This is a genomic window from Dickeya sp. CFBP 2040 (assembly GCF_012273755.1).
GTDB lineage: Bacteria > Pseudomonadota > Gammaproteobacteria > Enterobacterales > Enterobacteriaceae > Dickeya > Dickeya poaceiphila.
On sequence record NZ_JAAVXH010000088.1, the window covers coordinates 19,756 to 27,972 of the forward strand.

At 51.6% G+C, this 8,217-nt stretch carries 7 protein-coding genes and 1 pseudogene; all 8 read right to left on the reverse strand.

The window, feature by feature from the left end; translation table 11 throughout:
- Positions 1 to 77: 77 nt before the first annotated feature.
- Positions 78 to 4,106, reverse strand: a complete 4,029-nt coding sequence (gene rpoB, locus Dpoa2040_RS13565) for a DNA-directed RNA polymerase subunit beta (RefSeq protein ID WP_168641600.1) — start codon at positions 4,104 to 4,106, stop codon at positions 78 to 80.
- A 323-nt stretch (positions 4,107 to 4,429) separates the two neighbouring features.
- A complete protein-coding gene (gene rplL, locus Dpoa2040_RS13570; RefSeq protein WP_168641601.1) occupies positions 4,430 to 4,798 on the reverse strand; it encodes a 50S ribosomal protein L7/L12 in 369 nt (122 codons plus the stop codon).
- A 66-nt stretch (positions 4,799 to 4,864) separates the two neighbouring features.
- Positions 4,865 to 5,362, reverse strand: coding sequence for a 50S ribosomal protein L10 (gene rplJ / locus Dpoa2040_RS13575; protein ID WP_012882962.1), 498 nt, complete (start codon positions 5,360 to 5,362; stop codon positions 4,865 to 4,867).
- A 316-nt stretch (positions 5,363 to 5,678) separates the two neighbouring features.
- Positions 5,679 to 6,383: a 50S ribosomal protein L1 gene (gene rplA / locus Dpoa2040_RS13580; protein WP_168641602.1), complete on the reverse strand. Its 705-nt coding sequence runs from the start codon at positions 6,381 to 6,383 to the stop codon at positions 5,679 to 5,681.
- A 3-nt stretch (positions 6,384 to 6,386) separates the two neighbouring features.
- Positions 6,387 to 6,815, reverse strand: a complete 429-nt coding sequence (gene rplK, locus Dpoa2040_RS13585; protein ID WP_016943875.1) for a 50S ribosomal protein L11 — start codon at positions 6,813 to 6,815, stop codon at positions 6,387 to 6,389.
- A 149-nt stretch (positions 6,816 to 6,964) separates the two neighbouring features.
- Positions 6,965 to 7,510 (reverse strand): transcription termination/antitermination protein NusG, encoded by a 546-nt coding sequence (nusG, locus tag Dpoa2040_RS13590; RefSeq protein ID WP_012882959.1) that lies wholly within the window; start codon positions 7,508 to 7,510, stop codon positions 6,965 to 6,967.
- A gap of 1 nt (position 7,511) precedes the next feature.
- Entirely contained in the window at positions 7,512 to 7,895 is a 384-nt protein-coding gene (secE, locus tag Dpoa2040_RS13595; protein WP_042867819.1) for a preprotein translocase subunit SecE, read from the reverse strand.
- Positions 7,896 to 8,127: 232 nt separating this feature from the next.
- Positions 8,128 to 8,217 (reverse strand): annotated as a pseudogene (locus Dpoa2040_RS13600) (elongation factor Tu); the annotation flags it as partial.

Genomic DNA, 8,217 nt, shown 5'->3' on the forward strand with positions numbered 1-8,217 from the left:
AGGCACCTGAACCCTGCTTTTAACAACACAGTTCAGGTACCCCTGTAACGAATGCTCGCAGCGTTATCGTGCTGGGATTACTCTTCTTCCAGCTCGATGTTGATACCCAGGGAGCGGATTTCTTTCAACAGTACGTTGAAGGATTCCGGCATACCCGGTTCCATCCGGTGATCGCCATCCACGATGTTTTTGTACATCTTGGTACGGCCATTCACGTCATCGGATTTCACCGTCAGCATTTCCTGCAGGGTATAGGCTGCGCCGTAAGCTTCCAGCGCCCACACTTCCATCTCACCGAAGCGCTGACCACCGAACTGAGCCTTACCACCCAACGGCTGCTGGGTAACCAGGCTGTAAGAACCGGTAGAACGGGCATGCATCTTGTCGTCCACCAGGTGGTTCAGTTTCAGCATGTACATGTAGCCCACGGTAACCGGACGCTCGAATTTCTCGCCAGTACGGCCATCGAACAACGTAATCTGACCGGAAGTCGGCAGATCGCCAAGTTTCAGCAACTCTTTGATCTCGTTTTCCTTGGCACCGTCGAACACCGGCGTGGCGATCGGCATACCTTTCTTCAGGTTTTCCGCCAGACGCAGCACTTCTTCATCGCTGAAGCTGTTCAGGTCTACTTTCTGACGTACGTCGTTGCCCAGGTCATAAGCGCGCTGGATGAATTCACGCAGCTTAGCGACTTCCTGATGCTGCTTGAGCATGGCGTTGATTTTGTCGCCGATGCCTTTAGCCGCCATACCCAGGTGGGTTTCCAGAATCTGACCGATGTTCATACGCGACGGTACGCCCAGCGGGTTCAGTACGATATCGACCGGCGTGCCGTTTTCGTCGTAAGGCATATCTTCGATCGGGTTGATCTTGGAGATAACACCCTTGTTACCGTGACGACCTGCCATCTTGTCACCCGGCTGGATCTGACGTTTAACCGCCAGATACACCTTAACGATCTTCAGCACGCCCGGCGCCAGATCATCACCCTGGGTGATTTTGCGACGTTTGGCTTCGAGTTTCTTCTCGAATTCGTGTTTCAGCTCGTCGTACTGCTCAGCCAACTGCTCCAACTGATTCTGCTTCTCTTCGTCGGTCAGACCCAGTTCCAGCCAACGCTCGCGCGGCAGCTTGTCCAGTTTGTCGGCTTCAACGCCACCGGCAACCAGCACATCATGGATACGGGCAAACAGACCGGCTTCCAGAATCTGCAGTTCTTCAGTCAGGTCTTTCTTGGCCTGCTTGAGCTGCATTTCTTCGATTTCCAGCGCACGTTTGTCTTTTTCCACGCCATCGCGGGTAAAGACTTGTACGTCGATAACCGTACCGGAAACGCCGTTCGGCACACGCAGAGAAGAGTCTTTCACGTCAGACGCCTTCTCACCGAAGATCGCACGCAACAGTTTCTCTTCCGGCGTCAGCTGCGTTTCGCCTTTCGGCGTCACTTTACCGACCAGAATGTCGCCACCGGTCACTTCCGCACCGATGTAAACGATACCGGATTCGTCCAGTTTGGAGAGGGCCGCTTCACCCACGTTCGGGATGTCGGCGGTGATCTCTTCTGGCCCCAGCTTAGTGTCACGGGACACACACGCCAGTTCCTGAATGTGGATGGTGGTAAAACGGTCTTCCTGTACTACACGCTCAGAAACGAGGATGGAGTCTTCGAAGTTGTAACCGTTCCACGGCATGAATGCTACGCGCATGTTCTGACCCAGCGCCAGTTCACCGAGGTCGGTAGACGGGCCGTCAGCCAACACGTCGCCGCGCTCAACCGGCTCGCCCAGCGACACGCAAGGCATCTGGTTGATACAAGTGTTCTGGTTGGAACGGGTGTATTTGGTCAGGTTGTAGATGTCGATACCTGCTTCGCCTGGATACATCTCTTCTTCGTTAACTTTGATAACGATACGAGAAGCATCGACGTACTGCACGGTACCACCGCGTTTAGCAACCGCAGTAACACCGGAGTCAACGGCAACAGCACGTTCCATACCGGTACCTACCAGCGGCTTGTCGGCACGCAGGGTCGGCACCGCCTGACGTTGCATGTTCGCACCCATCAGGGCGCGGTTGGCGTCATCGTGTTCCAGGAACGGGATCAGTGAGGCACCCACGGAGACCACCTGTTGGGTGGAAACGTCCATGTAGTCAACCTGATCACGGCTGAACAAGCTGGATTCGCCTTTGCTACGGCAGGTAACCAGTTCATCGATGAAGTGGCCTTCGTCATCCAGGTTGGTATTCGCCTGAGCAATAACGTAGTTACCTTCTTCAATGGCAGACAGGTAATGAATTTCGTCAGTGACCACGCCATCACGTACACGGCGGTACGGGGTTTCCAGGAAACCATACTCGTTAGTCTGTGCATACACGGACAGCGAGTTGATAAGACCGATGTTCGGACCTTCCGGCGTTTCGATAGGACATACGCGACCATAGTGCGTCGGGTGTACGTCTCGAACTTCGAAGCCAGCACGTTCACGAGTCAGACCGCCTGGGCCGAGAGCGGAGATACGGCGTTTATGCGTAATCTCGGACAACGGGTTGTTCTGGTCCATAAACTGAGACAACTGGCTGGAACCGAAGAACTCTTTCACCGCCGCAGAAATCGGCTTGGCATTGATCATGTCCTGCGGCATCAGCGTATCCAGGTCACCCAAAGACAGGCGCTCTTTCACCGCACGTTCAACACGCACCAGACCAACGCGGAATTGGTTTTCCGCCATTTCACCGACAGAACGGATACGACGGTTGCCCAGATGGTCGATATCGTCGACTTCGCCTTTACCGTTACGAATATCGATGAGCTTTTTCATCACATCGATAATGTCTTCTTTGCTCAGGATACCGGAACCTTCGATTTCCTCACGCAGCAAAGAGCGGTTGAATTTCATGCGACCAACCGCTGACAGATCGTAGCGATCTTCAGAGAAGAACAGGTTTTCGAACAGCGTTTCGGCAGCTTCGCGTGTCGGCGGCTCACCAGGACGCATCATGCGGTAGATCTCAACCAGCGCGCTCAGGCGATCATTGGTTGGGTCAACACGCACGGTCTCGGACATGTACGGACCGTGATCCAGATCGTTGGTGAACAGCGTTTCAATACGCTTGTGACCGGACTGACTCAGCTTAGCCAGCAGATCCAGCGACAGCTCCATGTTCGCCATTGCGATCACTTCGCCGGTGCTTTCATCCACATAGTCTTTCGCCAGCACTTTGCCGGCAATGTATTCGACCGGTACTTCAATACGTTCGATACCGTCTTTTTCCAACTGACGGATATGGCGCGCAGTGATACGGCGGCCTTTCTCAACGTAGACTTTACCGTCGGCTTCGATGTCGAACGAGGCGGTTTCGCCACGCAGACGTTCCGGCACCAGTTCCATCTGCAACTTGTTGTTGTGGATTTCATACACCACTTTATCGAAGAACAGGTTCAGAATTTCTTCGGTGGAGTAATTCAATGCGCGCAGAATGATGGTAGCCGGCAGTTTACGGCGACGGTCGATACGGACAAACAGGTTGTCTTTCGGGTCGAATTCAAAGTCCAGCCAGGAACCACGGTAAGGAATAATACGTGCGTTATACAGCACCTTACCGGAAGAGTGGGTTTTACCCTTATCGCTGTCAAAGAAGACGCCAGGACTACGATGTAACTGAGAAACAATAACACGCTCGGTACCATTGATAACAAAGGTACCGTTGTCGGTCATGAGCGGAATTTCGCCCATGTACACTTCTTGTTCTTTGATGTCTTTGACGGTGCCTTCCGGCGCTTCGCGCTCGTAGATCACCAGACGCAGTTTCACGCGCAACGGCGCAGAGAAGGTAACGCCACGGATTTGACACTCCTGAACGTCAAATACCGGCTCACCCAAGCGGTAGCTTACGTATTGCAGTTCGGAGCTGCCGCTGTAACTTGCGATAGGAAATACGGAACGGAATGCAGCTTCCAGACCGTACTGACCTTCCGGATCTTGCTCGATAAACTTCTGGAACGAGTCAAGCTGGATAGAAAGGAGATAAGGCACATCCAGTACTTGCGGACGTTTGCCAAAATCCTTACGAATACGTTTTTTCTCGGTATAGGAGTAAACCATAGGGTTCCTCAGCTCGCTGACAAGTCGACCCACTTTGTCCGCCCTGAAAAGGACGGTTCATGCAACACTATTTATGTCGATCGGAATATGGAACACATTCCGCAATACCTGTTTCTATCACTCTTAAATCATTTCATTGCGCTTTACACAGAACAGGCGCTCTGGCGCAGTATATTAAGTCGTCGATAGAAACAAACATTGATGGGAAACCGGCAGTCAAACAGTGTGAAACACTACCGGCACCCTACAGCGCAAAAAGGCTGGTGACCAAAAAGTCACCAGCCATCAGCCTGATGACTCAGGCTGCAACCGGAAGGGTTGGCTTATTTAACTTCAACTTCAGCGCCAGCTTCTTCCAGAGATTTTTTCAGAGCTTCAGCGTCATCTTTGCTCACGCCTTCTTTCAGGGCAGCCGGAGCAGATTCAACCAGATCTTTCGCTTCTTTCAGACCCAGGCCAGTTGCGCCACGTACTGCTTTGATAACGGCAACTTTGTTAGCGCCAGCAGCTTTCAGGATAACGTCGAACTCAGTTTTCTCTTCAGCAGCTTCAGCCGGGCCAGCAGCAGCTACAGCAACAGCGGCAGCAGCAGAAACGCCGAATTTTTCTTCCATTGCAGAGATCAGCTCAACAACGTCCATTACAGACATAGCGGCTACTGCTTCAATGATTTGATCTTTAGTGATAGACATGACAATTGTTCCTAACAATCAGAAAAAGTTTATACGTTAGCAAATGCGATAACAGGAAAAGCGCGATTACGCGGCTTCTTTCTGATCGCGAACAGCAGCCAGAGTGCGGACCAGTTTGCCTGCAGAGGCTTCTTTCATGGTCGCCATCAGGCGTGCAATTGCTTCTTCGTAAGTCGGCAGAGTAGCCAGACGGTCAATTTGAGCCGCCGGAATCAACTCACCTTCAAAGGCTGCCGCTTTGACCTCAAATTTTGCATTCGCTTTCGCGAACTCTTTGAACAGACGAGCAGCTGCGCCCGGATGTTCCATAGAGTATGCAATCAGGGTCGGACCAACAAACGTGTCTTTCAGGCATTCAAACTGAGTGCCTTCAACGACGCGGCGCAGCAGGGTGTTACGAACAACACGCATGTATACGCCAGCTTCACGACCTGCTTTACGCAGTTCAGTCATTTTATCTACGGTAACGCCGCGGGAATCCGCAACTACCGCAGACAGCGCGCCTTTGGCAACTTCGCTGACTTCAGCAACAATCGCTTGTTTGTCTTGAAGATTTAATGCCATTAGCTTTTGCTCCTGGATTTAGCCGGAAAATATTTCCGGAACTCACTTCACCCGCCACCAACTTAGTAAACAGGCGTTAAAACACGGTGAGCAGAATCCAGCAGGACTATTCTTTAAAAAAGAATAAAAATGTTCTTTAGGCTCTGTCACCGTCTACGCAGGAAAATTAAGTCTCTGGCGAAACACCTGCGGTCTTGGACGGAGGCCTGGATAGGCCAGGCTCCAACCGAAAAAAATCGTCTTTTGTTCATTTACAGAACAACGGGCGTAAGATTATAAAGAAATCCCTCGCCCGGGTAAAGAGGAACAAAAGCTATCAGTTAGCGACTGCGTTCAGACCGCTCTGATCGATGGCAACACCAGCACCCATGGTGGTGGAGATGCTAACTTTCTTGATGTACACGCCTTTAGCCTGAGCTGGTTTCGCTTTTTTCAGCGCAATCAGCAGAGCTTCCAGGTTTTCTTTCAGTTTGTCAGCGTCGAAATCAACCTTACCGATGGTGGTGTGGATGATACCGTTCTTATCGTTACGGTAACGGACCTGACCTGCTTTAGCGTTTTTCACTGCTTCAGCAACGTTCGGTGTTACGGTACCTACTTTCGGGTTCGGCATCAGGCCACGCGGCCCCAGGATCTGGCCCAGTTGACCAACAACGCGCATTGCATCTGGAGAAGCAATAACAACGTCGAAGTTCATCTCGCCTTTCTTGATCTGTTCAGCCAGGTCGTCCATACCAACCAAGTCAGCGCCAGCAGCTTTTGCCGCTTCAGCGTTAGCACCTTGGGTAAATACGGCAACGCGAACAGTACGACCAGTACCGTGCGGCAGTACAGTTGCACCACGGACGTTCTGGTCAGATTTACGTGCGTCGATGCCCAGGTTTACAGCAACATCAACACTTTCAACAAATTTAGCAGTGGCCAGCTCTTTGAGCAGGGCAACGGCTTCGTTGATGTCATACTGTTTGGTTACATCAACTTTTTCACGGATCACGCGCATGCGCTTGGTCAGCTTAGCCATTTCTTAGTCCTCCACTACCAGGCCCATGGAACGAGCAGTACCTTCGATGGAACGCGCCATGGCTTCCACGCTGGCACCCGTCATGTCCGCTGCTTTGGTCTGGGCAATTTCCAGAACCTGAGCACGGGTCACTTTACCCACTTTGTCTTTGTTCGGCTTACCGGAACCAGACTTGATGCCAGCTGCTTTTTTCAGCAGTACAGATGCCGGCGGGGTTTTGGTAACAAAAGTGAAAGAACGGTCGGCGTAAACAGTGATAACAACCGGAATCGGCAAACCTTTTTCCAGGCTCTCTGTCTTGGCGTTAAATGCCTTACAGAATTCCATGATGTTAACACCCTGCTGACCCAGAGCCGGACCGACTGGCGGGCTCGGGTTAGCCATACCAGCTGCAACCTGCAGCTTGACATAGGCTTGTACTTTCTTGGCCATTTAGCTTTTCCTCTAATGGGTAATAGCGCTTCACAAAGAAGCTCCCCGCGTTTTATAAACATGTTACACGTCTTAATGACGCATAAAACAAAGGCGCGAAATTGTAGGTCAATTTCGCGCCGGATACAAGTATCGAATTCAGGCAATAATTAGCCTTTTTCCACCTGGCTGAAATCCAGCTCAACAGGGGTTGCTCGACCAAAGATAGATACAGATACCTTCAGGCGGCTTTTTTCGTAATCGACTTCTTCCACCACACCGTTGAAATCAGCAAACGGGCCATCGTTAACACGTACCATTTCGCCCGGTTCAAACAGGGTCTTAGGCCGTGGCTTGTCGCCCACCTGTTGCAGACGATTCATGATAGCGTCGACTTCTTTATCGCTGATCGGTGCTGGGCGGTCAGAGGTTCCCCCGATGAATCCCATGACACGCGGTACGCTGCGGACCAGATGCCAGCTGGCATCATCCATCACCATCTGTACCAGCACATAGCCTGGGAAGAATTTACGTTCGCTTTTACGACGCTGGCCGCCACGAATTTCAACCACCTCTTCGGTCGGCACCATCACCTCACCAAAGTGGTCTTCCATGCTATGGAGTTTGATATGTTCACGCAGAGACTGCGCTACGCGACCTTCAAAGCCAGAAAACGCCTGAACGACGTACCAACGTTTCTTTGGAGCTTCAGACATTTTAGAACCTCAGGCCAGTAATGAACGATACCAGACGCACCAGAATGCCATCCAGTCCCCACAGAATCAGCGACATAATGGCAGTTACCGCAGCAACAATCAGAGTGGTATGTAATGTTTCCTGCCGGGTCGGCCAGATTACCTTGCGAACTTCGGTGCGAGCCTCACGCGCAAACAAAACCGTTGCCTTGCCTTTCGTCGTCAGCAATGCCACGCCGCCTGCAGCAGCAATCAAAACAACTACAGCCAACGCACGCAGCGGCAAACTGAATTCGCGGTAGTAATAATTACCTACAATTGCCGCAATAAGTAATACTGCAACAACCAGCCATTTCAGCGCCTCAAGACCACGCCCGCTCTCCTGAGCTTCGGTATTCGCACTCATAAACCAACCTGTCACTAGATTCAGACAAATAATTTTGCCCTGCCGTAAGGGCAAACCAGACCGGAAAGTACTCAAAGAGATCAATCCGGGACTCACACCGCTTACACAGAGCCTATCTCACCAATGATTATACCGCACAATCGCTGATGAGATAGGTTCTACGACGACAGCGTAGAAAAAGGGCATCAAATGATGCCCTTTTACCGCATGTTGCGTCAAATTTTATCAGCAATTAAGCGATAACTTTAGCAACCACGCCGGCGCCTACAGTACGGCCACCTTCACGGATAGCGAAACGCAGACCGTCGTCCATAGCGATCGG